Raw genomic sequence first — 26,341 nt, 5'->3', positions numbered from 1 at the left:
AATTTTTAAATTTTAATAATGTACTAATTTAACAATATAAAATAATGTAACAATATATCAGCTTAACAATGTAACAATCATTGTAATGCTGAGCATATCGAGGCATCTCATTGGTAAACCGGTGCATCGATTCACTGTTATATTAATCAGTGACATTTAAAATAGTCAAAAGGCTCTAAACAGTCAAGACACTGATAGGAAGCCTTACATAATGTAGACCCGAACCTGCTGATCTGTTTTGAATTCATTGAACCGCAACGCGGACATTTTTTAGGTTTTCCTATATGATGTTCGTCGGCTCCCTTTTCAGGAGGTGTGATTCCGTAAGCGCGGAGCTTTTCTCTGGCTTCGTCTGTTAACCAGTCTGTCGTCCAGATCGGAAACATTTTGGTTACTACTTTTGCATCCCAACCGTTTTCTTTCATGATCTTCATGATGTCTTCCTCAATGGTAAACATGGCGGGACAGGCAGAATAAGTCGGCGTAATGATTACTTCACAAGAATTTTCGCTGGTAATTTTCGCGTCTCTTACAATGCCTAATTCCACGATATTGATTACCGGAATTTCCGGATCGGGAACTAATTCTAATATTTCTAAAGGATTTTTCATTTTAAAAATGTACCAATTTAACAATCTAACAGTCTGGCAATTAATTGTTACATTGGTAAACCGTTATATTGGTATATTTGAAATTTACCATGTACATCCCGGATACGCTCTCTGCATATATTGCAATTCGCAAAGAATGTAACCAAAATATTCTGTATGATATCCTGTTCTTGATTTTGGCTGCATGAATGGATTTACCGGATATTCCAGTCCGTATTCTGCGAAATCTCTTTTTGTAATCTCAAGAAACTCTTCATATAGCTTATCAACATCCGGAACGATATTCAGGGCAATGAGATCATTTTCTCCTTCCACTTTCACAAATAAACCTTTGGTATATTCCCAGATATTTTCAATAGCTTTTACCAGACGTTCACGACTTTCTTCTGTTCCCTGTGCAAAAATCTTCATCCAGGAAGAGGCATGAGTATAATGGTATTTTACTTCTTTTAAAGATTTCTGAGCCAGAGCCGAAAGCTCTTCATCGGCTGAATTAGACAGTGCTTCGTACATCAGCTTCTGATATATGGAAAGCACATATACTTTAAGAATGGTCTGTGCATAATCTTCATTCGGAAGCTCCGTCCAGTGTGCATTTACATATTCATTCTCATATCTCAGGAATGCTAAATCATCTTCACTTTTACCGTTATCAATCACTCTTGAAGCATACTGATAAAAGTTGTTGGCCTGGCCAAGCTCATCCAAAGCGATGTTCGTCAATGCAATATCTTCCTCTAAATAAGGACCTTCACCGCACCATGCAGACAAACGCTGCCCCATGATGAAACTGTCGTCTGCCAGTTTTAATAGATAATTATATAATGGGTTCATTGTTTAATTTTTTGTAAAATGTAAAATGTCGGATGTACAGTGTACTTTTTACAACTGACATTTTACAGAAGACTACATATTTTTTACATCGTTTGGAATGTCGTAGAAAGTCGGGTGACGGTATAGTTTGTCATCGGCCGGATCGAAGAAAGCTTCTTTATCCACCCCTTCCGAAGTCACGATATATTTACTTGGAACTACCCAAACTGAAGTTCCTTCTTTTCTTCTTGTATAAACGTCTCTTGCGTTCTGTAAAGCCATTTCTGCTGTTGGCGCCTGTACTATTCCAACGTGTTTGTGAGATAATCCCGGTTTAGTCTGAATAAACACTTCCCACATATCTAAATTTGCCATATTCAAATTAATTTAACAATGTATCAATGTACCCGTTTACCAATGAGATTCTTCGCTTTGCTCAGAATGACAATTGATTGTTACATTTTTACATTGGTATATTGTTACATTATTATATTACTTCTTTTTGTTGTTTTTCCGCAAAAGCTGCCGCTGCCTCTTTTACCCAGGAATTCTCTCTTTGAGCTTTTCTTTTGGTTTCGATACGCTTCTTATTGGCAGGTCCGTTTCCTTTTAAGATTTCCATAAATTCATCCCAGGGAAGTTTCCCGAAATCATAATGACCTCTTTCTTCATTCCATTTAAGATCTTTATCCGGAATTGTCAATCCTAAGAATTCAGCCTGAGAAACAGTAACATCTATAAATCTCTGACGAAGACTGTCGTTACTTTCTCTTTTCACTCTGTAATTCATGGAAATTTTAGAGTTTGGCGAGCTGTCGTCATTCGGGCCAAACATCATTAAAGCCGGCCACCAGAATCGGTTTAGTGAAGCCTGAGCCATTTCCTTCTGTTGTTTTGTTCCACGACAAAGTGCCATTAAAATCTCATAGCCCTGTCTCTGGTGAAAAGATTCTTCTTTACAGATTTTTACCATCGCTCTCGAATAAGGACCGTAGGAGTTTCCCATCAGCATTACCTGATTCATAATGGCAGCACCATCTACCAACCAGCCGATCGCACCTATATCTGCCCAGCTTAAAGTAGGATAATTGAAAATACTTGAATATTTGGCTTTTCCTTCCAGCATATCTTCGTAAGTTGCGTCTCTGTCAGCTCTGATAGTTCCGTTACCCAGAGTTTCTGTAGCTGAATACAAATACAAACCATGACCTGCCTCATCCTGAACTTTAGCTAAAAGAGCCATTTTTCTTCTCAATGAAGGTGCTCTGGAAAGCCAGTTGGCTTCCGGCAGCATTCCGACAATCTCAGAATGGGCGTGCTGTGAAATCTGGCGAACCAATAATTTCCTGTAATCATCAGGCATTACGTCTTTCGGTTCTACTTTATTTTCGTCGTGAACGTATTGAACAAATTTTTCTAAGTCCATTTCTTTTGTTTTTGTAAAATGTAAAAAGTATTAATGTATTCATGAATACATTTTACATGAAGTCATTAATACAATTAAACGTCATAATTAAGCATCACCACATTTGTTGTCGGGTGACATTGACACGTCAGAACGTAACCTCTGGCTACTTCATCTTCGGTAAGCGCGAAGTTTTTCTCCATGAAAACTTCTCCTTCAAGAACTTCGGCTTTACACGTACAGCAAACTCCGCCTTTGCAAGCAAAAGGTACGGGAAGATTGTCTTTTAATGCTTTATCTAAGATACTCTCTTTTTTAGAATTAAGGTGGAACGAATATTCATCATCATCGATAATGACCGTTACCATACTTTCTATATTGGCAATAGCCTTGAATTCATCACTCATTTCCTCAGAATTTTCTTCATCGGGAGCGGTAAAATATTCAAATAAAACCTGAATGGCAGGTACTTTTTTATCTTTCTTTAAATAATCAGCAATCCCTTTGATCATTTCTGCCGGACCGCAAATAAAGAATGTAGCTTCTCTTACATCGATATCAGCATATCTTTCAAATAAATGATCCAGTTTTTCCGGAGAAATTCTTCCTTCAAAAATAGGGTCTTCATGTTTTTCACGGCTTACCAGGTAAACTACTTTCAGTCTTCCGTTGAAGTGCTCAACCAGTTTATCGATCTCGCCTTTCTTCATGACATGATTCATGCTTCTGTTGCTGTAGAACAAATAGGCGTTTGAATTAGGCTCCTGATAAAGGCTTTCTTTGATATTGGAAAGAACCGGGCTGATTCCGCTACCTGCTGCCAAACCGATATATGTTTTTGTATTGCTTGGGTGATAAGATGTATTAAAACCTCCCATTGGTGGCATTACTTCCAATACTTCATCCATATGAAGATGCTCATTGAAGTATCCTGAAACTTTTCCACCTTCTAAAAGCTTAACCAATACTTCCAGCGTGTTGCTTTTTTCACTTGGAGCATTGCAGATAGAATAAGAACGTCTCTCTTCATTTCCGTCGATCATCATACGGAAATTAAGATACTGCCCCTGTTTAAACCTGAATTTATCCTTCAGTTCTTCAGGAATTTCAACGGCTACATTTACTGCATCATTGGTATCTTTCTGAACTTTTACAGTTTTTAGTTTATAAAATGAATTCATTTTTTCTTTAGTATTCTATTAATTTTTCCACCTTCGCACTTAGGCAAACTGTCCTGGGCATGGATTCTTACTTGTGTTGTAATTCCTACCCGTTTTTTTATTTCGTTTTCTATATTTTTTCCGAAATTTCCGACAAAAATACTATAATCACCGGTATTTATGTCAATCTGCTGAGCTTTTACGAAATCATCATCAATTTCCAGGTCAATATCCAAAGCGATACACATCTGTTCTTTTTCAATCGGAGTTAAATAATAATTAGGAACCACTCCTTTCACATGAGAAAAAGCTTCTTCGATTTGGCTCGGATAAACATTTACTCCTCTTACAATCAGCATATCATCGGCTCTCCCGAGAATCGGTCTCATTTTGACCATTGTTCTTTTTGAATTTTCATCATAATAAAGACTTGTGATATCATTGGTCCAGTACCGTAAAAGCGGCATTGCTTTTTTCGTTAAGGTTGTGATTACTAAAACGCCTTCTTCCCCAAATGGAACCGGCTGTTTGGTAACCGGATCTAGAATTTCAGGATAAAAATGATCTTCCCAAATGTAAGAACCTCCTTTTTCCTCAAAATCTTCCATTGAAACTCCAGGACCGATGATCTCACTTAAACCATAAATATTGGTTGCATGAACGCCTAATCTTTCTTCAATATGATGTCTGATCAATTCCGTCCAAGGTTCTGAACCCAGAACAGCATATTTCAAGCTGATCTCATCTGCAGAAATTCCCCGGTTGGCAAATTCATCAGCGATGGTTAAAGCATATGACGGAGAACAGCAAATCACTTCAGGTTTAAAATCCATGATTAAATCTACCTGTCTCGTGGTCATTCCTCCTGAAATAGGAAGAACACTCATTCCCAATTTTTCGGCTCCGTAATGAAGGCCAAGTCCGCCTGTAAAAATCCCATAACCATAAGCGTTATGTAACTGCATTCCCGGTTTTGCTCCTGCTGCGTTTAAAGATCTTGCCACTACTTCACTGAAAAGATCAACATCTTCTTTTGTGTATCCCACCACCGTCGGCCTTCCTGTTGTTCCGCTTGAACAGTGAATTCTCTGTAATTCATTTTTCGGAACCGTAAATAAACCGAACGGATAGTTATCTCTCAAATCCTGTTTGTAAGTAATCGGAAGTTTCGTGATATCTTCAATCGACCTGACATCCTGCGGAGATAAACCCAATTCATTAAATTTCCCTCTATAAAATTCCGACTTCTCCCCTAGATAGTCTACCAAATCAGCCAATCGCTCAGATTGAAGCTGTCTCAATTGGTCGAGCTTTAAATATTCAACTGAAAAATCCATACCTTAACTAACTAACATTTGTTAGGTGTAAATTTAAAAAGATTTTGGGAGCTGACAAAATTTTTATGATTTTCGTCATATTTTGAGTAATTCTAAATAATAAAACCTTGATTTTTCAGCTGATATTCCTGCAAGACAACAAGATTCCGGTTATTTGAACTTTAAAATAATTGAGGATTGAAATTTTTATTGTTTCTGATTTCCAAGAAGTCCGAAAAGAATTTTATCTCTGATTTCATCAGTAATTTCCGTGGTTGATTCAATATTTCTTTTAAACCAGAAATAAGAATTGTTGAGGGTATGGAGAATGAACCTGGTAGTAAAAGTAGGTGATTTCAGTTCCCAGTTCTCAGCCTGATAGATCGCAGAGATTAATTCTTCCACTTCATCCTGATAGTTTTTTCTAAGTTCAATAAACTCGGGAAGCTTTTCCTCCAAATGCCTCCATTCATTGGAATAAATATGGGTAACATCACGGTTTTTAAGAACTACCGATAAATGTTTGTCAATAAAAAGATTCAGTTTATCTTTTGGATTGATGTCTGTACTTTTTACCGTTTGAAGTTCAGAAAAGAAATCATTAGCAATTCCAAAACAGATCCATTCCAGAATTTCCTCTTTAGAACGGATGTGTGCATATAAGGAAGCTGCCTTAATATTCAACTTAGTTGCTAAATCCCTTACAGAGCTGCCCATATACCCTTTCTCTTTGAAAAGTTCTACGGCAACGTCTAATATTTTAATTTGTTTTTCTTTTAACTCCATTGGTGAAATGCAAAAGTAAGTATTCTGATTTAATCTGTTGTTTTTAACTTACAAAAAGTTTTGATGAGAATATTCTTAACCACCCGTTAAATCTTCGATTTTCTATCTCTCTACCGGAGGAAATTTTAATAAATGCAGATATTGGGTTCTTTTCAAGACAGGTCTATGGTTTTAAGATTTTTCATCTTCTGACTATTTGTTCCTAATGTATGAACAAAATCTTCTATAATCGGAAATTTTGTCAAGTTAATTTTACGTTAAAAATACAATATTCGGAAATTTTGTCCATATTTTTTGTAAATTTAATAATTGAACAGTTTTTGCGATAAGGTAATCGAATTAAATGATAAATAATTGATAGCATTAAGAAACTAAGCCTGAGAATTTGGTTTCTTGATGTTTTTAAGAAAATTAAACAGAACTCAATCATTACAAAAAATATAAAAATATGAACTTAAACCAATATACTGTAAAATCACAAGAAGCGATCCAGGCAGCCCAACAGATTGCAATGGAATTCGGCAACCAAAGTATTGAGCCGCAACATCTCCTTGAAGGAATTTTCCAGGTAGATGAAAATATTTCACCTTTCTTATTAAAAAAGGCTGAAGCTGATACAGATTTATTAAGAGAACGCAACCGTGAAAGCCTGGAAAAACTTCCCAAAGTACAGGGCGGAAATATTTATCTTTCACAATCTGCAAATAAAGTTTTGCTGGACGCACCCAATATTGCTAAAAAAATGGGTGATGAATATGTAACGATAGAACATTTATGGTTATCACTGTTAGAAACCAATTCTGAAGTATCTAAAATGCTAAAGGATATGGGGGTTACCAAAAGTCTTTTGGAAGGGGGAATTAAAGAATTAAGAAAAGGAAGCAAAGCCACTTCTGCAAGTTCGGAAGAGACTTATCAATCCTTAAATAAATATGCTAAAAACTTCAACGAATTAGCAGCGGAAGGAAAACTGGATCCTGTAATCGGACGTGATGAAGAAATCAGAAGGGTCTTACAGATTCTTTCCAGAAGAACAAAAAACAATCCTATCCTGATCGGAGAACCCGGTGTTGGTAAAACCGCCATTGCTGAAGGGATTGCACACCGTATTATTTCAGGAGATATTCCTGAAAACCTGATAGATAAAACTTTATATTCATTGGATATGGGTGCCTTGATTGCCGGTGCCAAATATAAGGGTGAATTTGAAGAGCGTTTAAAATCGGTTGTGAATGAGGTGATTAAATCTGATGGCCAGATCATTCTTTTCATCGACGAAATTCACACCCTGGTTGGAGCCGGAGGCGGTGAAGGCGCAATGGATGCTGCCAATATCCTGAAACCTGCTTTAGCAAGAGGAGAATTGAGAGCAATCGGGGCAACTACTTTAAACGAGTATCAAAAATATTTCGAAAAGGATAAAGCGCTTGAAAGACGTTTCCAGAAAGTTATGGTGGAAGAACCGGATACTGAATCTGCGATCTCAATTCTTCGGGGTATCAAAGACAAATATGAAGCCCACCATAAAGTAAGAATCAAAGATGAAGCAATTATTGCTGCGGTGGAAATGTCTCAAAGATATATTTCAGATCGTTTTTTACCGGATAAAGCGATTGACCTTATCGATGAAGCTTCCGCTAAGCTGAGAATGGAAATCAATTCCAAACCGGAAGAGCTGGATGTTTTAGACAGAAGATTAATGCAGTTGGAAATTGAGCTGGCTGCTATCTCAAGGGAAGGTAACCAAACCAAGATCGATCATGTAAAAGAAGATATTGCAAAGATTTCTGAACAGAGAAATGAAATTAATGCAAAATGGCTGAAAGAGAAACAGAAAAGTGAAGATCTCACCCAGATCAAAAAAGATATTGAATCCCTGAAACTGGAAGCTGAAAGGGCGTCCAGAGCAGGAGATTACGCAAAAGTAGCTGAAATTCAGTACGGAAAAATCAAGGAAAAAGAAGATGCTCTGGAAAAACTGGAACTGGAAATGCAGAATCATCAGAATGAGCTCATTAAAGAAGAAGTAACTTCTGAAAACATTTCTGAAGTGATTGCAAAATGGACCGGAATTCCGGTAACCAAACTTTTACAGTCTGAACGGGAAAAATTATTACATCTTGAAACCGAACTTCACCACAGGGTTGTAGGACAGGATGAAGCAATTCAGGCTGTTGCCGATGCAATCCGAAGAAACAGAGCCGGACTAAGCGATGAAAAAAAACCGATCGGGTCATTCCTTTTCTTAGGAACGACCGGTGTTGGTAAAACAGAGCTGGCAAAAGCACTCGCCGAATTTTTATTCGATGACGAAAATAATATGACGAGAATTGATATGAGTGAATATCAGGAACGCCATTCTGTTTCAAGGTTAGTAGGTGCGCCTCCGGGATATGTGGGATATGATGAAGGCGGACAATTAACTGAGGCCGTGAGAAGAAGACCTTATTCCGTAGTGCTTTTAGACGAAATTGAAAAAGCACACCCGGATGTTTTCAATACCTTGTTACAGGTTTTGGATGATGGCCGTCTGACTGATAATAAAGGACGTGTCGTGAATTTTAAAAATTCTATTATCATCATGACCTCAAATTTAGGTTCCCATCTGATTCAGGAGAATTTTGAGCATATTACGGATGAAAACCAGGATGCCATTGTAGACAAAACGAAAGATGAAGTTTTCGATTTACTGAAACAGACTTTACGTCCGGAATTCTTAAACAGAATTGATGAAATAGTACTGTTCCAGCCTTTAAGAAAAAAAGAAATCGGAAAAATCGTTCAGTATCAGTTGAGAGGTTTCAATGATATGCTGGCAAAACGAAATATCATTATGACCGCCACTCAGGATGCCGTAGATTATCTGATGAATAAAGGGTATGATCCTGCTTTTGGGGCAAGGCCTTTGAAAAGAGTAATCCAGCAGGAGGTTTTAAATAAATTATCCAGAGAAATTCTTGCAGGAAATGTAAATGACGGTGACAGGATCACTTTGGATTATTTCGAAGAAACAGGTTTGGTATTCAGGCCTGCAGAAAAATAAAGTAGTTTTTTTCATATATATTATTTTTGTAGTAAGTGCTGTAGATCATGTCTGCGGCACTTATTTTTTATAATTACTCAATAATTCGTTACATCTTTAAAACTAAAAAAGCAATCCGTAAAAACACGGATAATAAATAGTTAAAATACGAGCATTTAACATAAAAAAATTACGAAATTTGCAATATCAATTATAAAACTGACATTATGAAAACAAAACCTATCTTTGAAAGTGAAGCTACTGAAACTCTCACTGCAGCTAACACAATGACAACAAGTCTTATTCAGGAACTTGTAAACAACTACCGCAATAACCATATGCTGGCTATTAATTCAAAACTGCAAATTACTGATGCTCATTCCATATGGTTTGATCTTCCGAAACTGAAAAAATTTATTGCGGATATTGAAACCGAAGCACAAAAAGTGAATCCGGATGCGACTGAAAATGATTTGGGAATCCGGTTCTATTATGCAGCCTACCCGAAACTGGAAAACTGGGATGTTATGGATAGCCACCCCGTTCCGACAGAATATGCAGAAAAACACACTCTGATCATGGTTCCCACTTTAAAATCTGAAAATGAACAAGGTGAATTATTGGATTATGATTTCAATCCTTTAAACCAATCCAATGGACAGATGTCTGCGATGGCATTTAAATCAAGCAATGCAGATGATGATCCTGAGGATGATGAATCATTAGCTCAAAATCACGGACAACTTATCCCGCCTGCGACTCCAGTTGTTCAAATGTATTAATCTATCTTCATAATCCCAATAATGTTAAATAATTTTCAAATTTTTCTGATCAACAGCAGCCTTTGGGTTGAAGGATTTGCTGCTATTATTGCTATTTTATATTACAAAACTATAAAAGGACAATACTGGAAATATTTCGTCTATTATTTAATCATCATTTTTTTTTGTGAAGCTTTTGCAAAATGGGGTGCAGACTTGATCACATTTTCAGATCCAGTGATAGAGCATACAAAAAAAGCTATGTATTACAATTATTTTGTAATTCCGTTTCAATTTATCTTCTTTTATTGGCTTTATGGAGTAAAATTGCAGAAAAACAAAGGTTTATTTTGGGTTTTAACATCGTTATATTTAATTTCATTTATATTGAGTGAAACCTACTTTAAGGAAAGTAAAATAATAAATTCATTTAATTATACTTTTGGATGTTTGCTTCTGATGATTTTGGTTATTATGGAATATTATAAACAAATTAATTCTGATGATATTATCAATTTCCATGAGAACAGAATGTTTTATATTAATTTGGGAGTAACCTTATTCTATATCGGATCACTTCCTTTTTATACCTTTAATATACTTTTGTATTATGAACATCGGGAAATCTGGGATATCTATTACAGTTATAGTTTAATTTCCTGTATCATCATGTATTTATTATTCTCAATTTCATTTATATGGGGAAAGCAGAGCTCTTAATAACGGTCATTTTATTCAACTTATTCTTCGTGCTGTTTGTAGTTGCTGTATCCATTTATATCAGAAAATACAGACTTCGCAAAAGAGAATATTTAAATGAAATACAGATTAAAAACGAAATTCACCAAAAAGAACTTCTGGCCACACAGTTGGAGATTCAGCAGGCCACCATGCAGCAAATCGGGAGGGAGCTTCATGATAATATCGGACAAAAATTAACACTTGTAAGTTTATACACCCAACAACTCCTGTATGAAAACAAAGTTCCGGAAGTAAGCGAAAGAATAGAACAGGTTTCGCAGATTATCAACCAGTCTCTTCAGGATTTAAGGAGCCTTTCAAAAACTTTGACCGATGATAAAATCAGTCAGAAAGAAATCGTAACTTTAATACAGGAAGAAGTAGACAATACCAATGCTTTTAAAAGGTGTAAAGTAAGCTTTAAACACAACTTTCAACAGCTTGACCTTGGATTTGTGCATAAAAACATGCTTCTCAGAATTACGCAGGAATTTATTCAAAACAGTATAAAACATGCCCACTGTAAGAATATTTTCATCAACCTGAATACGTCCGAAGAATCACTTTGGGAACTCAATATCAAAGATGACGGTGTAGGATTTAACAAATCTGAAATAACATCTAAGGGAATCGGTTTAACCAATATGAAAAACAGGGCGGAAATTATCGGTGCCAACTTCAGACTCGAAAGTGAAAAGAATATCGGAACTACACTTAATATTATTTTAAAAAGACAGCCATGAAAAAAACTATCGTTATTGTTGATGACCACGTGCTTATCGCGAAAGCTTTAGAGGGAATCATTGATAATTTTAAAGAATTTGAAGTGATTTATGTGGCCGAAAACGGAAAAGACCTGATCCAGAAATTTGAAAACAACAGTAAGATTCCGGATATCATCCTTTTGGATATCAGCATGCCGATCATGGATGGTTTTGAGACGGTTCTCTGGCTGAAGGAGAATCATCCGGGCATTAAGGTAATGGCTCTGAGCATGCAGGGTGACGACAAAAGTGTTATTAAAATGATCAAAAACGGAGCAAAAGGATATTTATTAAAAAACACCCATCCAAAAGATCTTGAAACAGCACTTACCAAACTAAATTCTGATGGATTCTTCTATCCTGAATGGGCTTCAAAAATTATTTTTTCAAATCTTAACAATGATAAAGGAAGTGAAAATGCGATCAGAATTTCGGACCGTGAAAAGGAATTTCTGAAATTCACCGTAACTGAGCTCAGCTATAAAGAAATAGCCGATAAAATGTGCTGCAGCCCAAGAACAGTAGAAAGCTACCGGGATCAGCTTTGTGAAAAGCTGGATTTAAAAACACGGGTAGGCTTAGCCGTATTTGCCATTAAAAACGGGTTTGCCTGATAACAGTCATCTTCCGTTTAAAAAAAATCTTATCTCCTGATGGTTGAAATAATTACTTCATAGACCGAAGGTAAAACTCCTGCTAATATAAATTCACCCATAAATGAAATATTTTAAATTTATTTCAACCATAATACAAAATATAATGAAATAAATAAAAATATAATTCCTTTTTAATCAAATCAACATATTATAAATTTATCAAACAATAATACAATTCATTACATAATACACACTTAAATTGTATAAAATTTTAATTTTCCATAAAAAAAATCAAGAATATCTTGTGCACTAATTTCAAATAATATAATTTCACAGTCTGAAACTCTACCAAAATCAGAATTATGAAAAAACTATTGTTTGGAATCCTTGCGCTAGGATTCATGTCTTCTTGTAACAGTGATAATGTTACCAATCAAAATGAAAACCCTTCAAACAGTGCTGATGCATCAGCAAACTTTGCAAGTAAAAGGGATTGCCCATCTGAAGAAATCAGAAAAGTGGCTCTTCAAAACAACCCGGAACTCAGACAAAAATTTAATGTGTTAGAGGCTAATACTGAAAAATTTGCCAATGAACTGAAATTAGGAAAAGTTCTTGCTGACGGCACCGTTGAAATTCCCGTAGTAGTCAATGTAATTTACAAAACTGCTGCAGAAAATGTTTCTGATGCCAGAATTGCAGAACAAATTGCAGTATTAAATGCTGATTATGGAGGAACAAACGCCGATGCTTCAAACATCCCGACAGAATTCCAAGCAGTAAAAGCAGATGATGTAAAAGTAAGATTTAAACTTGTTAACACAATAAGAAAATCTACATCTAAAACAAGCTGGGGTACTAATGATGCAATGAAAAAAGCATCTACAGGAGGTGTTGACGCTACTACTCCCACCAACTATCTGAATATATGGATAGTAGGAAAAATGACCAGCCAGGGAAGAACTATTTTAGGATATGCTACTTTCCCTGAATCTGCAGGATTATGGAATGACGGTGTAGTAATTGCCGCGCCATTCTTTGGAAAAACAGGTGCATCAGCTCCGTTTAACTTAGGCAGAACTGCCACTCACGAAGTTGGGCACTATTTAAATCTTAGACACATCTGGGGAGATGCTAACTGTGGTAATGACCTCGTTGCCGATACTCCAACTCAGACTACTGCGAACTACGATAAACCGTCATACCCATTATATAACACGTGCAGCGGTGTTTCCCGCTCTGTTATGTTCATGAATTATATGGATTATGTAGATGATGCTGCAATGTTTATGTTCTCTGCAGGACAGAAAACAAGAATGCAGTCTGTAGTGGCTGCATCCGGATCAAGAGCAGGACTAAGAGTACTTTAAACATACTATTTAATATTAAAAAAAATCCGGCCTCATATAATTGAGACCGGATTTTATATTTTTAAATCAGATTAGATTTACAGTGCTTTTGAATTATCTTCAGGAGTATAATCCATAAAAAGACCGCCATCTAAATTCACCGATTTTACTTTCTTTTTAATCGGAACCGTTAAAACAGCCTGCTTCTGGTCTTTTTCCCAGATCGACGGTGAAAAATGAAGCTTTTCTTCTGCCCCGTCTTCATAAGTAAGAACGGCATCAAAGGGAATCGCAAAACCACCAACATTATCAACATTGATTGTCAGTAAATCATTTTGCTGATTAGCACCGGTCACTTTTAAATCAATATAATAATTGCTGTAAAACCAGTTATTCCAGAACCAGCTCAGATCTTTTCCCGAACCTGTATTCATTGAGTAAAAATAATCCCATGGAACAGGATGCTTTCCATTCCAGTTATTCATATAATGATGTAATGCTTTTTTAAACAGATGATCTCCTAAATAATCTTTCAGTGCCAAATATGACAATGAGGCTTTTACATAGGAATTGTTGCCATATCCTGCTCCGCTTACCTGCGTACTCATTGTGATAATCGGCTGATCCTGCTCTGCTGAAGCATCATTGATCCACCTTTTTACCCTGAAATTCTGATAAAATTCTTTGGCTTTTGCTTCACCATTTTCGTCAATTCCGATCAGGTATTCCAAAGTAGTTGCCCATCCTTCATCCATAAAGGCATATCTTGTCTCATTAATTCCCATATAAAAAGGGAAATAGGTGTGTGCAATTTCATGATCCGCAGTCAGTCTTGCATCCTGAAAGTCATCAGGAATACTGGTATCATTGATCATCATCGGATACTCCATATCTGCATATCCCTGAATGGCTGTCATTACCGGATAAGGATATTCTACACCCGGCCAGTTTTTTGAAAACCAGTCAAGGTTATAGCGCATCCAGTCTACATAATGTTCAAAATCTTTTGCTCCGGCTTTATATCCTGCCTGAACGCTGGTTCTTTTTGTTTTAAGCTGAACACTTGCTGCATCCCAGACATAATGGTTACTCAATGCAAAACAGAAATCGGTAATATGATTTGCTTTAAACTTCCAGATGTTCCATTTATTCTGCTTGGTTACTTTTCCGGATTTCATCTCGTCCTGATTGGCGACATGAATTACTTTATCACTTCTCAAAGAGGCTTTATACCTTTTCAGATATTCAGACTGAAGTACAGCATCAGGATTTAGAAAATCCCCGGTTGCCCACACCACAAAATTCTTCGGAGCTGTAATCGCAAAGTTATAATCATTAAAATCATTATAAAATTCCTGCCGGTCCGAATGCGGAAGCATATCCCATCCGTTGTAATCATCATATACGGAAATTCTCGGGAACGAATATGCTACATAAAAAGTTTCAGGATCGATCTGACCTTCTCTTCCACTTTGTACAGACAGCGGATATTCCCATTCTATTTTAACCTCAGCTTTTGTTTTTGCTTTTAAAACACTATTAAGTTTTACTGATTCTACAGTTCCCCAATCATCGCTGTTCACATTATATTTTTCACCATTTACAATGAAAGATTTGATATGCAAACCTGATGATAAAAAATCTTTTGATACAAAACCTGACCTCGGAGCCTGTGGCTTATGAAGATTATTAACAAATCTTATGGCTAATGAATGTAAATCATTCGGGCTGTTATTGCTGTAAACAATGGTTTCTTTCCCTGAAACTATTTTGGTATTGGCATCTACTTTTACCTCAACATTGTATATTCCTTTATTCTGCCAGTAATTTTTTCCCGGAGCTCCCGAAATATCGCGGGTTCCGTTCTGATATGCTTTTTTAATGTTTCTGGGCATGTATAATTCCTGGGCGGAAAATTGACCTAAAGCCATTAAAAATAAAGCTATAACCAATCTTTTCATTAAAATTATTTTATGATAAGTAATTAAACGTACAAATGTGTAACAAAAAAAGCAATAAAAAAATATTGCCTTTGTATTTTTTAAAACTGTAAATCTACAATGACAGGAAAATGATCTGAGGGATAGAGCAAGCCGGGCCTCCTGTCATTAATGTGCCGGTGTGATTTTATTTTGAATCCTTTTACAAAAATATAGTCGATTCTGTCTTTCGGTACTTCATTTACGTTGAATGCCGTGAAAGTTCCCACCGGCCCGTAATGCTTTGTTTCAGAATTGTAAAAAGTATCTTTTAAGTTTTGTGAAATAATTTTGATCGGCTCAGAATCATCCGTTAAATTAAAATCACCACTTAAAATTACCGGTAAGTTTTGGGGATTGATTTCTTTGATTTTCTTTAAAATCAGTTCTGAAGATTTTACTCTCGCTATATTTCCGACATGATCAAAATGAAGGTTCAATGCCATGAATTCTTTTTTGGATTTCTTATCCTTGAAAACGGCATAGGTACAGATTCTGTTAAGAGCTGCATCCCATCCTTTTGAAGGGACGTCCGGGGTTTCAGAAAGCCAGAAAGTTCCTGAAGTTAATACCTGAAGTCTGTTTATATCGTAAAAAATAGCAGAAAACTCTCCTTTCTCTTTTCCGTCATCTCTTCCTACTCCTACGTAATCGTAATTTTTCAATCCGTTTTTTATATCTTTCATTTGTTCCGGAAGAGCTTCCTGAACCCCGAAATAATCGGGATGATAATAGGTCAGTAAATCCGCAACATCCTGTTTTCTTTGTGGCCATGCATTTTCCTTATCGGATTCTACATTAAGCCTGATATTGAAACTCATCACTTTAAGATCCTGTGAAAATCCCAATGTAAAAAACATAAGCAATAAGATTGAAAATCTGAAATACATAATCATCTATTTTAAATAATAAAGCAACAAAAATAAAACTTCTTCTGCAGAGAATAACTTAAAAGACATCATTATAATGTTAAATTATTATAAGTTTTTCTCAAAAGACTGCAAAAAAATAAGCTCCAAAAAATTTTGGAGCTTATTTTTTAATATTTCTGACAGATCGTTATTCTTTAATGAATTTGAATTCTCTTCCGCCTTGTGTGAAATTGATTGTTTTTTTGTCCTTACTGAAAACTATTGTTATTTCAGCCTGCTCAAAAGTAAATTTGTTATCTCCCGTGTATTCAAGAGGAAATTCCTGCTGACCTTTTGCCTGTCCGAAAAGCTGCCCGTTTTTCTCAATAAACGTTAATTTAATCGGAATATCTTTGCTTCCGTAGGTTCCTGTAAAATCTTTCGGATTGATTTTCTCAACAGCTACCGCCTGTGCAGAGGTCCATGAATTATTTTTTGCATTAACATCAGGAATCTGACCATTCGGATCCAGTTTTACCTCATCGATTTCTTTATTGGAATTGATTTTAAATGTCCATTCCGTATTTCGTTTCCAAACCTCAACAGGAATTTTTGAAACCTGCGTAGTTCCGTCTTTAAATTTCACCTGAACTGTAGTTGGCATTGGTAACTGGCCAAGGTTTTCAATCGTAATCTGAGCGCCGTTTTTATAGTCACTGTTGATATATTTTACATTTTTAACAGACTGATCGATTTTCCATTTGTTAAGGAACCAGCCTCTCCAGAACCAGTTAAGCTCTTCACCGGAAACATTTTCCATTGTGTGGAAGAAATCCCATGGTGTCGGGTGTTTGAAAGCCCAACGGTCTATATACGTTCTGAATGCTTTATCAAATTTCTCAGGTCCCAGAATGGATTCTCTTAAAACCTCTAACCCTGTTCCCGGCTTGAAATAAGCAAGGACTCCGATATTTCTTTCTTTCATATTATCCGGTCCTACCATAATAGGCTCAAAATTATCACTCATCAGGAAACCTCCGGATTGAGCAACGTTTTGTTTTTTATAATATTCCCCTTTATTGAAAGCTTCCGTAGAAAGACCGTTGATAAATGTATTGAACCCTTCATCCATCCAAGCAAACAATCTTTCGTTAGAACCTACGATCATCGGGAACCAGTTGTGCCCAAACTCATGATCCGTAACTCCCCACAGGTCTTCTCCTTTGGAATCCATATGGCAGAATACGATTCCGGGATATTCCATTCCGCCTTCATTTCCGGCTACGTTTGTAGCTGCAGGATAGGTGTATTCATACCATTTCTGAGAATAATGCTCTATGGCTGCTTTTGTATATTCTGTAGATCTTCCCCATGCTTTTTCGCCACCACTTTCAGCAGGATAAGCTGAAATCGCTAAAGATTTTTTACCACTCGGCAAATTAATCCTTGCTGCATCCAATACAAATGCAGGCGAAGATGCCCATGCAAAATCTCTTGTTTTTTCGATTTTAAATTTCCATGTTTTTGTACCGGAAGACTGGTTTTTACCAATCTCTGATTCCGGGTGTATCATTACCGTTTTATCACTGTTTCTTGCTTGCTCCCAACGGTTGTTTTCTTCTTTGCTGTACATTTCCTTTTCATTAAGAAGCTGCCCGGAAGCAACAACGTAATGATTGGCCGGTACTGTAATATTAGCTGTGATATTGCCATATTCCAGATAAAATTCCGAAGCGCCAAGATAAGGCATCGTGTTCCAGCCTAATACATCATCATACACACACATTCTTGGGTACCATTGTGCAATCGTAAATACTTTTCCATTTTTAGTCTGCTGCACACCCATTCTGTCTGATCCGTATTCCGGAGAGACAAAAGTATAGTCAATTTTAATTTTGGCAACACCACCTTTTGCTTTCAGCTCTTTAGGTAAGTCGATCTGCATTCTTGTATCTGTGACGGTATATTTCACATCTTTACCATCAAGCTTTACCGATTTAATTTTATATCCACCGTCAAATTCTTCCCCATGCGCACCGTTTCTGCTTCCGGAAAGCGGAACTACTCCATTACCCCGGGAATCTTTTGCAAATAAATTCTGATCCAGTTGCAGCCAGAGAAAGCTCAGCATATCCGGGCTGTTATTGGTATAGGTAATTTCAGCACTGCCTGTAATTTCATTTTTAGTATCATTCAGACTGACATTCAGATTATAGTCTGCTGAATTCTGCCAATAGGCATGTCCGGGTTGTCCGCTTGCAGAACGGGTTTCCGTACCTGTCTGAGGATAGAAGAACGGTTTGAATGCTTCTGTATAGTCATACTTTGGAGCTTCCTGAGCAAAGGCAGATCCTGAAAAAAGAAAAACTGCTATTGCGGAAACAAGGGTTGGAAGTTTATAATTCATGTGAAAAAGTTTAAATACTTATCAGATAGGTAAAAAAACTCCCGGATTTGTTACAAGCCCGGGAATCTTTTATATCAATTTTAATTAATTTGATTTTTTTGCTTTGATCATAGCTTCCAGCATATCCCACATTTCCTGCGGAACATCTTCCAGCATATTAAATTCCCCGGCACCCTGAAGCCACTCTCCACCATCAATGGTTACCACTTCTCCGTTCATATAAGCCGAATAATCAGACACAAGGTATGCCGCCAGATTGGCAAGCTCCTGATGCTCTCCCACTCTTCTCAACGGAACTTTTTTCCTCATATCGAATTTTTCCTGTAAGTCGCCCGGAAGCAATCTGTCCCACGCACCTTTTGTAGGAAAAGGTCCCGGAGCAATCGCATTAAAACGTATTCCGTATTTTGCCCATTCAACAGCTAATGATCTTGTCATTGCCAGAACACCGGCTTTGGCGCAGGCTGAAGGGACTACATATGCAGAACCCGTCCATGAATAGGTTGTAACGATATTCAGTACCGTTCCCGGAGTTTTAGAATCTATCCAGTGCTTTCCTATGGATAGTGTACAGTTTTTTGTTCCTTTTAAAACGATATCCAGAATAGAATCAAATGCAGAATGCGTCAGTCTTTCTGTGGGAGAAATAAAATTTCCTGCAGCATTGTTCAAAAGGATATCAATTTTTCCGAATTCTTTTAAAGCAGCTTCTTTCATCGCTTCCACCTCATCCCAGTTTCTTACATCACAGGCTACACAAAGAACTTTACCTCCCGTTTCTTCTTCTAATTCTTTTGCGGTTCCTTGTAATTTCTCCAGATTTCTGGAAGTTATGACCACTTTTGCACCTAACTGAAGGAAATATTTGGTCATTGCTTTTCCAAGACCGCTTCCGCCTCCAGTAACGATGGCAACTTTATCCTTCAGTGCGTCTTCACGCAACATCGGTTGGGTATATAGATTCATATGTTTTATTTTTTCCTAAAAATAATAAATATTGAATGGATTGTCTCTAAATTAAATTTATAAATAATGCCATAAATAATTATTCTTTGATTTTATTTAATTTTACTCTCCGAAAAATTACGCTACATGAAAAAGTCCGGAACTTTTGTTTTTCTATTTCTTCTGTTTTTTAGTTTACATTTTAAAGCTCAAAAATTTGAAAAATTAATCCAATATGTCAATCCGTTAATCGGAACTGAAAAAATGGGACACACGTATCCCGGTGCTACCGCTCCTTTTGGAGCTGTACAATTAAGCCCGGAAACAGATACCATTTCTTATGAACTTAACGGAAAGTATAATGGTGAGGTTTATAAATACTGTGCTGGTTACCGGTATGAAGATAAAACGATTGTAGGTTTCAGCTCGACCCATTTCAGCGGAACGGGGCATTCCGATCTTGGGGACTTTTTAATCATGCCAACGACAGGAAAACTTCAACTGAATCCCGGAACAGCTTCCAATCCTGAAAATGGCTACAGAAGCCGGTTTTCTCATCAGAATGAAAAAGCGGAAGCCGGATATTATAAAGTAAAGCTCGATGATCATCATATTTTAGCAGAACTTACCGCTACAACAAGAGTAGGTGTGCATCGTTATACATTTCCGAAATCTGATCAGGCTCATATTATTTTAGATCTGATGGCGGGAATTTATAATTATGAGGGCAAAAATGTCTGGACCTATGTGCGTGTTGAAAATGACAATACAATTACAGGATACCGCCAAACCAGTGGCTGGGCGAGAACAAGAACTGTCTATTTCGCCATTAAATTTTCAAAACCGTTCAAATCATACGGACAGAAAAACTATGACGGAAAACAGGTTTACGGTGGATTCTGGAGAAAGTTTGACCAGACTAAAAACTTCCCTGAAATTGCAGGAAGAAACCTGAAAATGTATTTTGATTTTGACACCAATGAAAACGAAGCGATTGAAGTAAAACTGGCTATTTCACCGGTAAGCCAGACCAATGCACTGGAGAATCTTGAAAAAGAAACCGGTAACTTATCATTTGATCAGATAAAAGCAAAAACCCAGGAAGACTGGAACAAAGAACTTAATAAAATTGTCGTTAAAGGTTCTGAAACGGAAAAAACGAATTTTTATACAGCCATGTATCATACATTCATTAACCCCACAACTTATACGGACGTGAATGGAGAATACAAAGGTCTGGATCAAAACATCCATAAAGCAGAAGGCTTTACCAACTATACTACCTTCTCCATTTGGGATACTTACCGTGCTCTTCATCCATTCTTTAACATTATTCAGCCAAAACGAAATAATGATATGGTAAAATCGATGATGGCACATTATAATCAGTTTTCGATGAAAATGCTACCGATCTGGTCACACTATGCTAATGACAACTGGTGTATGAGTGGTTATCACAGTGTAAGCGTAGTGGCTGATGCTATCATTAAAGGAAATTATGACGGAGACGCCAAAGAAGCCCTGAAAGCCTGTGTAGCCACGGCCAACAAAAGAGATTATGAAGGAATTGGGCAATATATAGACTTGGGTTATATTCCTGCGGAGAAAAGCGGGACCTCGGTTTCCAATACATTAGAATATGCTTATGATGACTGGGCAATTGCACAGCTGGCAAAACATTTGGATGAAACTGAAATCTACAATCAGTTTATCAGACGTTCTGAAAACTGGAAGAATAATTTTGATAAAAGCATCGGATTTATGCGTCCCCGATTGGCAGACGGCAGCTTCAAAAAAGATTTTGACCTGTTGAGTACCCACGGACAGGGTTTTATTGAAGGAAATTCCTGGAACTACAGCTTCTTTGTTCCTCAGAATCCGGATGAGTTGATTAAAATGATGGGCGGAAAGAAAAAATTTGCTTCAAAGCTGGATGAACTGTTTACCATGCATTTGCCCGATGAGTTTTTTGCAGATACGGAAGACATTACACGGGAAGGGATTATCGGCGGATATGTACATGGGAACGAGCCAGCTCATCATGTTGCTTATTTTTACAATTGGGCAGGCCAGCCATGGAAAACCCAGGCGCAGATCAGGAAAATTTTAGAAATGCAGTACAAAGCCACTCCCGATGGATTGGGAGGAAATGATGATGCGGGTCAAATGAGCGCCTGGTATATTCTGAGCTCACTCGGTTTTTATCCTGTGGCACCGGGTTCGGAAGATTATGCCATTGGAAGCCCGGCGGTAGATCATGCTGTTCTGAACTTAGAAAACGGAAAAACTTTTGAAATTGAAGCCATTAATCAAAGTCCGGAAAATGTATATGTTGAAAAGATTCTTTTAAATGGGAAAGAAATTAAAAACTTTACATTGAAGCATTCTGAATTGATGAGTGGAGGAAAGCTGACTTTTTATATGAGTGCTAAGGCGAAGAAATAATTTACTTAAACACCAATGACACTAATCTTTTACACAAATTTTCACAAATCATATAGGAAATTTTACCTTTTGAACTGATTAAAAGAAAATTAAAATTTCGCCTTTGAATTTTCGACAAACTTTAATTATATATAAAAAGACTGCAGATTTGCAGTCTTTTTTATTTTAAAGGTTTTGGCTGAAGCCGGTTTTGATTTTTTGAAATTAAAAAGCGGGCTAAAGCCCGCTCTATTGATATTTATTCCTGAACTTCAAAAAGCAACCGCTCTCCGAATTTATTTTCATTAATTTTTCCATTGTCATAAACCAGGTTTCCATTGACAAAAGTTTGGGTAACTTTAGAACGGAAATTCATTCCTTCCAACGGACTCCAACCACATTTGTACAGGATATTTTCTTTGGCAACGGTCCAGTTTTCGTTTAAATCTACCAAAACCAGGTCGGCTTTATACCCTTCTCTCACAAAACCTCTTTTCTTAACTCTGAAAAGAATAGCCGGATTATGGGACATTTTTTCAACAATTTTTTCTAAAGAAATTTTACCGTTGATATAATTTTCAAGCATTACAACTAAAGAGTGCTGAACCAAAGGTGCTCCAGAAGGACATTTTGTGTAGACATTCTGTTTTTCTTCCCAGGTGTGTGGTGCGTGGTCTGTAGCAATCACATCAATCCTGTCATCCAGTAATGCTTCCCAAAGCCCGTCTTTATCTTTCTGGGTTTTTACAGAAGGATTCCATTTGATAAGACCTCCTTTTGTTTCGTAATCTTCATTAGTGAATGTAAGGTGGTGAACGCAAACTTCCGCTGTTATTTTTTTATCTTTTAAAGGAATATCATTTCTGAAAAGGGCTGTTTCTTTTGCTGTAGAAAGATGGAAGACATGCAGTCTTGCCCCGGTTTTCTGTGCCAGCTCAATAGCTTTGGATGAAGATTTATAGCAGGCTTCCTCACTTCTGATCAGGTGATGAAATTTTACGGGGATATCTTCTCCGTATTCATCCAGATATTTCCGGGTGTTTGCTTTAATGGTGGCTTCATCTTCACAATGAACGGCAATCAGCATTTTTGTATTGCTGAAAATATTTTCCAGTGTTTCGGGATTATCTACCAGCATGTTTCCTGTTGAAGAGCCTAAAAATAATTTGATCCCCGGAACATTTTCCGGATTTGTTTTTAAAACTTCTTCCAGGTTATCATTGGTTCCTCCCATCATAAAACCGTAATTCGCATAGGCTTTCTGAGAAGCTATTTCATATTTATCTGCCAATAATTCCTGGGTTACGGCATTCGGCACGGTGTTCGGCTGGTCTATAAAACTTGTTATCCCACCTGCAATGGCAGATCTGGATTCAGTTTCGATGTCTCCTTTATGGGTAAGGCCAGGCTCACGGAAATGTACCTGGTCATCAATAACTCCCGGCAAAAGATATTTTCCGGATGCATCAATAATCTGGTCTGCTTCTTCAGAGATATTGGCAGTTATTTTAGAAATCATGTCATTTTCAATTAAAATATCGCTTTCAAAGATCCGGCCTTCGTTAACGATTTTTACATTTTTGATAAGGGTCTTCATTTACTTTTTTTAGAAGTTAGAGGTTAGATCTTAGAAGTTAGAGTGAGGCAGCACTATTAATTATGTGATTAATTTCCGAACTCCATATTCTAATTTCTATAAAGGTAAAGGCAAAATTAAGGTTTATGAATGAATTTTAATACCACTCTTAAAAAATCAATTTGTAAATATTTACATTTGCAAGAAATTTCGCATTTTGAAAAAACTTCTTAACGAGACTATCATTTATGGAATAGGTGCTATTATGCCGAGGGTGATTCTGTTTATCCTTAATCCTTTATATATCGATCAGATTGAAAAAAAGGATTTCGCCATATTTTCAAATTTATATGCATTGATTTCTTTCGTTAATATTATTCTGTCATTTGGCTTTGAAACCGCTTTCTTCCGTTTCTCTTCGGAAAAAGATAATGAGAAAAAAACCTTCAACACTTCATTTTGGTTTTTGTTTGGATTATCTACCCTGTTTCTGTTAGCTTGTATAATTTTCACCCAGCCTATTGCAGACAAACTGGAATATTCCGGTAATCCCGAATACATCCGCTGGTTTGCATGGATTGCATTTTTTGATAACCTTTGTGTTATTCCGTTTGCATGGCTCCGGTATAATAACAAACCGATAAAATATTCATTGGTAAGGGTTTTACAGTCTTTATTCCAGACTGTCGTTACCGTTGCCTTATTTTTATATATTCCTTTCAGTGTTTCCCAGGGATTCGGATTAAAAGAAAAGGTTTCCTTTCCTTTTTACAGCAATCTTGCGGCAAGCTTTTTAGGATTTATTTTACTGCTTCCTGTAGTTTTCAAAATACAGTTCAAATTTTCAACGGATCTTTTTAAAAAGATGATTGGTTATTCCTGGCCCGTAATGATAGCAGGCCTTGCATTTATGTTCAATGAGAATTTTGACAAGGCCATTCAGATTTATTTTATTCCGAATGAAGACGCCGGGGCATATGGCGGCTGCTATAAGCTGGCTGTTTTAATGACTTTATTCGTTACAGCTTACAGAATGGGGATTGAACCGTTCTTCTTCAAGCAGATGAATAATGAGAATGCTAAAAATACGTACGCAAAAGTCACTGAATATTTTACATTTTTTGCATCAACAGTAGCGATGGGAATCATTGCAAACATTGGATGGCTAAAACAAATTCTTATCCCAAACAGCACCTACTGGACTGCTATTGATATTATTCCGATCATCGTTATTGCCAATCTTTGTTTTGGAATTTATTATAATTTCTCAACCTGGTATAAAGTGACTGACAGAACCAAAATCGGAACGGTCATTTCATGGTTGGGAGCCATCATTACCATTGTTTTAAACTTAGTACTTTTAGAAAAATATGGCTTTATGGTTTCTGCATGGGTGACTTTCCTCGCTTATTTTGTAATGATGATCACTTCTTATATGCTGGGACAAAAATATTACCCGATTCCTTACCGTATTAAAAAAATGGCATTTTTTATAGGATTGTTGATGGCTTTCAGTTTTATTACAGTGTATTTTAATTATAATTTCTGGCTGGGCAACCTTTTATTTATCATCTATGCCGGTATTTTAATCTATACTGAAAAAAATATGCTTTTATCAAGAGTGCGAAGAACCTCTTAAAAATTTGGTCCCTATTTTGCTACCAATCAAGTTGATTAAAAAATTAAACAATTATTTAAAAGATAACAAAACATCACCTGCTACACTGGGTATAATTAGTATCTTTATCCTGAAAAATTCAAACAATACAAAACCTTAGAACTTATAATATATAAATGAAAATTATTGTACCTATGGCTGGAAGAGGTTCCAGATTACGCCCACATACATTAACTGTTCCTAAACCACTTATTCCGATTGCCGGAAAACCAATTGTACAGAGACTGGTAGAAGACATTGCTAAAGTGGCAGGAGAAAAAATAGAAGAAGTTGCCTTTATCATCGGAGACTTCGGTACTGAAATTGAAAAATCTTTAATTCAGATTGCTGAAAAACTAGGTGCAAAAGGAAGTATTTATTATCAGAATGACCCGCTTGGAACAGCACACGCTATCAAATGCGCCGAGGCTTCCATGCAGGGAGACGTTGTCATTGCCTTTGCAGACACACTTTTCCGTGCAGACTTTCAGTTGGATAAGAATTCCGATGGAGTAATCTGGGTAAAGAGTGTGGAAGATCCTTCCGCATTTGGAGTGGTAAAGTTAGACAATTATGGCTTCATTACGGATTTTGTTGAAAAACCTACCACATTTGTTTCCGATCTCGCCATTATCGGGATCTACTATTTCAACAGCGCTGAAAAGCTGATGGATGAGATCAATTATATCATAGAAAATGATATTAAAAACGGCGGCGAATATCAGTTGACAATGGCACTGGAAAATTTAAGAGCAAAAGGAGCAAAATTCAGTCTTGGAAAAGTAAATGACTGGATGGATTGCGGAAATAAAAATGCTACTGTAGAAACCAACAGTAAAATTCTTGCCTACGAAAAAGAAGAAATGGCCAATTATCCGGCTTCCGCAACTATTGAAAATTCTCTGATCATTCCGCCTTGTTTTATCGGGGAAAATGTGAAAATCTCGAATTCTAAAATCGGTCCCGGAGTTTCTTTAGGGAATAATACCGTTATTGTGAATTCAAATATTGAAAATTCTTTAATACAGGAAAATACGGCAATTAATCACGGAAACCTTTCCAACTCAATGATTGGAAACTCTGCAAAATATTTTGGGGTAGCGAGAGAAATTTCATTGGGAGATTATTCCGTTTTAGATTTTTTATCTAAATAGTCCCGGAAAATTATTAACTTTATA

At 36.7% G+C, this 26,341-nt stretch carries 20 protein-coding genes; 8 read left to right on the top strand and 12 right to left on the bottom strand.

Translation table 11 applies throughout. The features are described 5' to 3' along the window. Positions 1–146 precede the first annotated feature (146 nt). From paaD to AB8P06_RS04075, 7 genes are all read right to left on the bottom strand, one after another. A complete protein-coding gene (gene paaD / locus AB8P06_RS04105) occupies positions 147–611 on the bottom strand; it encodes a 1,2-phenylacetyl-CoA epoxidase subunit PaaD (protein WP_369838229.1) in 465 nt (154 codons plus the stop codon). Between the two features lie 84 nt (positions 612–695). Further along, a complete protein-coding gene (gene paaC, locus AB8P06_RS04100; RefSeq protein ID WP_369838226.1) occupies positions 696–1,445 on the bottom strand; it encodes a 1,2-phenylacetyl-CoA epoxidase subunit PaaC in 750 nt (249 codons plus the stop codon). A gap of 72 nt (positions 1,446–1,517) precedes the next feature. Then, positions 1,518–1,799, bottom strand: a complete 282-nt coding sequence (paaB, locus tag AB8P06_RS04095) for a 1,2-phenylacetyl-CoA epoxidase subunit PaaB (RefSeq protein ID WP_039364405.1) — start codon at positions 1,797–1,799, stop codon at positions 1,518–1,520. A 112-nt stretch (positions 1,800–1,911) separates the two neighbouring features. Then, a complete protein-coding gene (paaA, locus tag AB8P06_RS04090) occupies positions 1,912–2,850 on the bottom strand; it encodes a 1,2-phenylacetyl-CoA epoxidase subunit PaaA (RefSeq protein WP_369838222.1) in 939 nt (312 codons plus the stop codon). Between the two features lie 74 nt (positions 2,851–2,924). Further along, positions 2,925–4,010 carry a 2Fe-2S iron-sulfur cluster-binding protein gene (locus tag AB8P06_RS04085; RefSeq protein WP_369838219.1) on the bottom strand — a complete coding sequence of 362 codons (1,086 nt, stop codon included), beginning with the start codon at positions 4,008–4,010 and terminating at the stop codon, positions 2,925–2,927. After that, complete coding sequence (locus AB8P06_RS04080; protein WP_369838216.1) at positions 4,007–5,326, bottom strand: phenylacetate--CoA ligase family protein; 1,320 nt, start codon at positions 5,324–5,326, stop codon at positions 4,007–4,009. The genes AB8P06_RS04085 and AB8P06_RS04080 overlap by 4 nt, the downstream gene beginning before the upstream one ends. A gap of 186 nt (positions 5,327–5,512) precedes the next feature. Beyond that, entirely contained in the window at positions 5,513–6,091 is a 579-nt protein-coding gene (locus tag AB8P06_RS04075; protein WP_369838213.1) for a TetR/AcrR family transcriptional regulator, read from the bottom strand. A gap of 448 nt (positions 6,092–6,539) precedes the next feature. Here AB8P06_RS04075 and clpB point away from each other — a divergent pair, with 448 nt between their 5' ends. The 5 genes from clpB to AB8P06_RS04050 all read left to right on the top strand — a co-directional run bounded on the left by clpB (position 6,540) and on the right by AB8P06_RS04050 (position 13,345). Beyond that, positions 6,540–9,134: an ATP-dependent chaperone ClpB gene (gene clpB, locus AB8P06_RS04070; protein WP_369838210.1), complete on the top strand. Its 2,595-nt coding sequence runs from the start codon at positions 6,540–6,542 to the stop codon at positions 9,132–9,134. A 206-nt stretch (positions 9,135–9,340) separates the two neighbouring features. After that, entirely contained in the window at positions 9,341–9,895 is a 555-nt protein-coding gene (locus tag AB8P06_RS04065; RefSeq protein ID WP_369838207.1) for a hypothetical protein, read from the top strand. A 677-nt stretch (positions 9,896–10,572) separates the two neighbouring features. Then, positions 10,573–11,358, top strand: a complete 786-nt coding sequence (locus tag AB8P06_RS04060; protein ID WP_369838204.1) for a sensor histidine kinase — start codon at positions 10,573–10,575, stop codon at positions 11,356–11,358. Then, entirely contained in the window at positions 11,355–11,993 is a 639-nt protein-coding gene (locus tag AB8P06_RS04055; RefSeq protein WP_369838201.1) for a response regulator transcription factor, read from the top strand. The genes AB8P06_RS04060 and AB8P06_RS04055 overlap by 4 nt, the downstream gene beginning before the upstream one ends. A 344-nt stretch (positions 11,994–12,337) precedes the next feature. After that, positions 12,338–13,345 carry a zinc metalloprotease gene (locus AB8P06_RS04050; protein WP_369838198.1) on the top strand — a complete coding sequence of 336 codons (1,008 nt, stop codon included), beginning with the start codon at positions 12,338–12,340 and terminating at the stop codon, positions 13,343–13,345. A 77-nt stretch (positions 13,346–13,422) separates the two neighbouring features. On the opposite strand, the gene AB8P06_RS04045 is transcribed toward AB8P06_RS04050, so the two are convergent. The 4 genes from AB8P06_RS04045 to AB8P06_RS04030 all read right to left on the bottom strand — a co-directional run bounded on the left by AB8P06_RS04045 (position 13,423) and on the right by AB8P06_RS04030 (position 19,527). Next, positions 13,423–15,285 (bottom strand): M1 family metallopeptidase, encoded by a 1,863-nt coding sequence (locus AB8P06_RS04045; protein WP_369838195.1) that lies wholly within the window; start codon positions 15,283–15,285, stop codon positions 13,423–13,425. 80 nt (positions 15,286–15,365) lie between these two features. Then, on the bottom strand, positions 15,366–16,193 hold the full coding sequence (locus AB8P06_RS04040) for an endonuclease/exonuclease/phosphatase family protein (protein WP_369838192.1): 828 nt from the start codon (positions 16,191–16,193) through the stop codon (positions 15,366–15,368). 169 nt (positions 16,194–16,362) lie between these two features. Beyond that, complete coding sequence (locus AB8P06_RS04035) at positions 16,363–18,561, bottom strand: M1 family metallopeptidase (protein WP_369838189.1); 2,199 nt, start codon at positions 18,559–18,561, stop codon at positions 16,363–16,365. Positions 18,562–18,645: 84 nt separating this feature from the next. Continuing rightward, positions 18,646–19,527 carry an SDR family oxidoreductase gene (locus AB8P06_RS04030; RefSeq protein WP_369838186.1) on the bottom strand — a complete coding sequence of 294 codons (882 nt, stop codon included), beginning with the start codon at positions 19,525–19,527 and terminating at the stop codon, positions 18,646–18,648. A gap of 126 nt (positions 19,528–19,653) precedes the next feature. Here AB8P06_RS04030 and AB8P06_RS04025 point away from each other — a divergent pair, with 126 nt between their 5' ends. Continuing rightward, positions 19,654–21,951, top strand: a complete 2,298-nt coding sequence (locus tag AB8P06_RS04025) for a GH92 family glycosyl hydrolase (RefSeq protein WP_369838183.1) — start codon at positions 19,654–19,656, stop codon at positions 21,949–21,951. Between the two features lie 238 nt (positions 21,952–22,189). Here AB8P06_RS04025 and AB8P06_RS04020 read toward each other — a convergent pair whose 3' ends face one another. Further along, a complete protein-coding gene (locus tag AB8P06_RS04020) occupies positions 22,190–23,527 on the bottom strand; it encodes a dihydroorotase (protein WP_369838180.1) in 1,338 nt (445 codons plus the stop codon). Positions 23,528–23,723: 196 nt separating this feature from the next. On the opposite strand from AB8P06_RS04020, the gene AB8P06_RS04015 reads away from it, so the two are divergent. Together AB8P06_RS04015 and AB8P06_RS04010 are read left to right on the top strand one after the other, a co-directional pair. Next, the gene (locus AB8P06_RS04015) at positions 23,724–25,145 is read left to right on the top strand and encodes an oligosaccharide flippase family protein (protein WP_369838177.1); all 1,422 of its coding nucleotides are present in this window, start codon (positions 23,724–23,726) and stop codon (positions 25,143–25,145) included. A 155-nt stretch (positions 25,146–25,300) separates the two neighbouring features. After that, positions 25,301–26,317, top strand: coding sequence for a sugar phosphate nucleotidyltransferase (locus tag AB8P06_RS04010; RefSeq protein WP_369838174.1), 1,017 nt, complete (start codon positions 25,301–25,303; stop codon positions 26,315–26,317). Positions 26,318–26,341 lie beyond the last annotated feature (24 nt).

This window comes from Chryseobacterium tongliaonense (genome assembly GCF_041224435.1).
GTDB classification, from domain to species: Bacteria; Bacteroidota; Bacteroidia; order Flavobacteriales; family Weeksellaceae; genus Chryseobacterium; species Chryseobacterium tongliaoense.
The sequence above is the reverse complement of the archived record's forward strand: the minus strand, read 5'-3'. Positions and strand labels throughout refer to the sequence as shown.

What these genes read in the sequence shown, in the direction of transcription:
- paaD (WP_369838229.1), bottom strand. Translation starts at nt 611, where the DNA reads ATGAAAAATCCTTTAGAAATATTAGAATTAGTTCCCGATCCGGAAATT.
- paaC (WP_369838226.1), bottom strand. Translation starts at nt 1,445, where the DNA reads ATGAACCCATTATATAATTATCTATTAAAACTGGCAGACGACAGTTTC.
- paaB (WP_039364405.1), bottom strand. Translation starts at nt 1,799, where the DNA reads ATGGCAAATTTAGATATGTGGGAAGTGTTTATTCAGACTAAACCGGGA.
- paaA (WP_369838222.1), bottom strand. Translation starts at nt 2,850, where the DNA reads ATGGACTTAGAAAAATTTGTTCAATACGTTCACGACGAAAATAAAGTA.
- AB8P06_RS04085 (WP_369838219.1), bottom strand. Translation starts at nt 4,010, where the DNA reads ATGAATTCATTTTATAAACTAAAAACTGTAAAAGTTCAGAAAGATACC.
- AB8P06_RS04080 (WP_369838216.1), bottom strand. Translation starts at nt 5,326, where the DNA reads ATGGATTTTTCAGTTGAATATTTAAAGCTCGACCAATTGAGACAGCTT.
- AB8P06_RS04075 (WP_369838213.1), bottom strand. Translation starts at nt 6,091, where the DNA reads ATGGAGTTAAAAGAAAAACAAATTAAAATATTAGACGTTGCCGTAGAA.
- clpB (WP_369838210.1), top strand. Translation starts at nt 6,540, where the DNA reads ATGAACTTAAACCAATATACTGTAAAATCACAAGAAGCGATCCAGGCA.
- AB8P06_RS04065 (WP_369838207.1), top strand. Translation starts at nt 9,341, where the DNA reads ATGAAAACAAAACCTATCTTTGAAAGTGAAGCTACTGAAACTCTCACT.
- AB8P06_RS04060 (WP_369838204.1), top strand. Translation starts at nt 10,573, where the DNA reads ATGGGGAAAGCAGAGCTCTTAATAACGGTCATTTTATTCAACTTATTC.
- AB8P06_RS04055 (WP_369838201.1), top strand. Translation starts at nt 11,355, where the DNA reads ATGAAAAAAACTATCGTTATTGTTGATGACCACGTGCTTATCGCGAAA.
- AB8P06_RS04050 (WP_369838198.1), top strand. Translation starts at nt 12,338, where the DNA reads ATGAAAAAACTATTGTTTGGAATCCTTGCGCTAGGATTCATGTCTTCT.
- AB8P06_RS04045 (WP_369838195.1), bottom strand. Translation starts at nt 15,285, where the DNA reads ATGAAAAGATTGGTTATAGCTTTATTTTTAATGGCTTTAGGTCAATTT.
- AB8P06_RS04040 (WP_369838192.1), bottom strand. Translation starts at nt 16,193, where the DNA reads ATGTATTTCAGATTTTCAATCTTATTGCTTATGTTTTTTACATTGGGA.
- AB8P06_RS04035 (WP_369838189.1), bottom strand. Translation starts at nt 18,561, where the DNA reads ATGAATTATAAACTTCCAACCCTTGTTTCCGCAATAGCAGTTTTTCTT.
- AB8P06_RS04030 (WP_369838186.1), bottom strand. Translation starts at nt 19,527, where the DNA reads ATGAATCTATATACCCAACCGATGTTGCGTGAAGACGCACTGAAGGAT.
- AB8P06_RS04025 (WP_369838183.1), top strand. Translation starts at nt 19,654, where the DNA reads ATGAAAAAGTCCGGAACTTTTGTTTTTCTATTTCTTCTGTTTTTTAGT.
- AB8P06_RS04020 (WP_369838180.1), bottom strand. Translation starts at nt 23,527, where the DNA reads ATGAAGACCCTTATCAAAAATGTAAAAATCGTTAACGAAGGCCGGATC.
- AB8P06_RS04010 (WP_369838174.1), top strand. Translation starts at nt 25,301, where the DNA reads ATGAAAATTATTGTACCTATGGCTGGAAGAGGTTCCAGATTACGCCCA.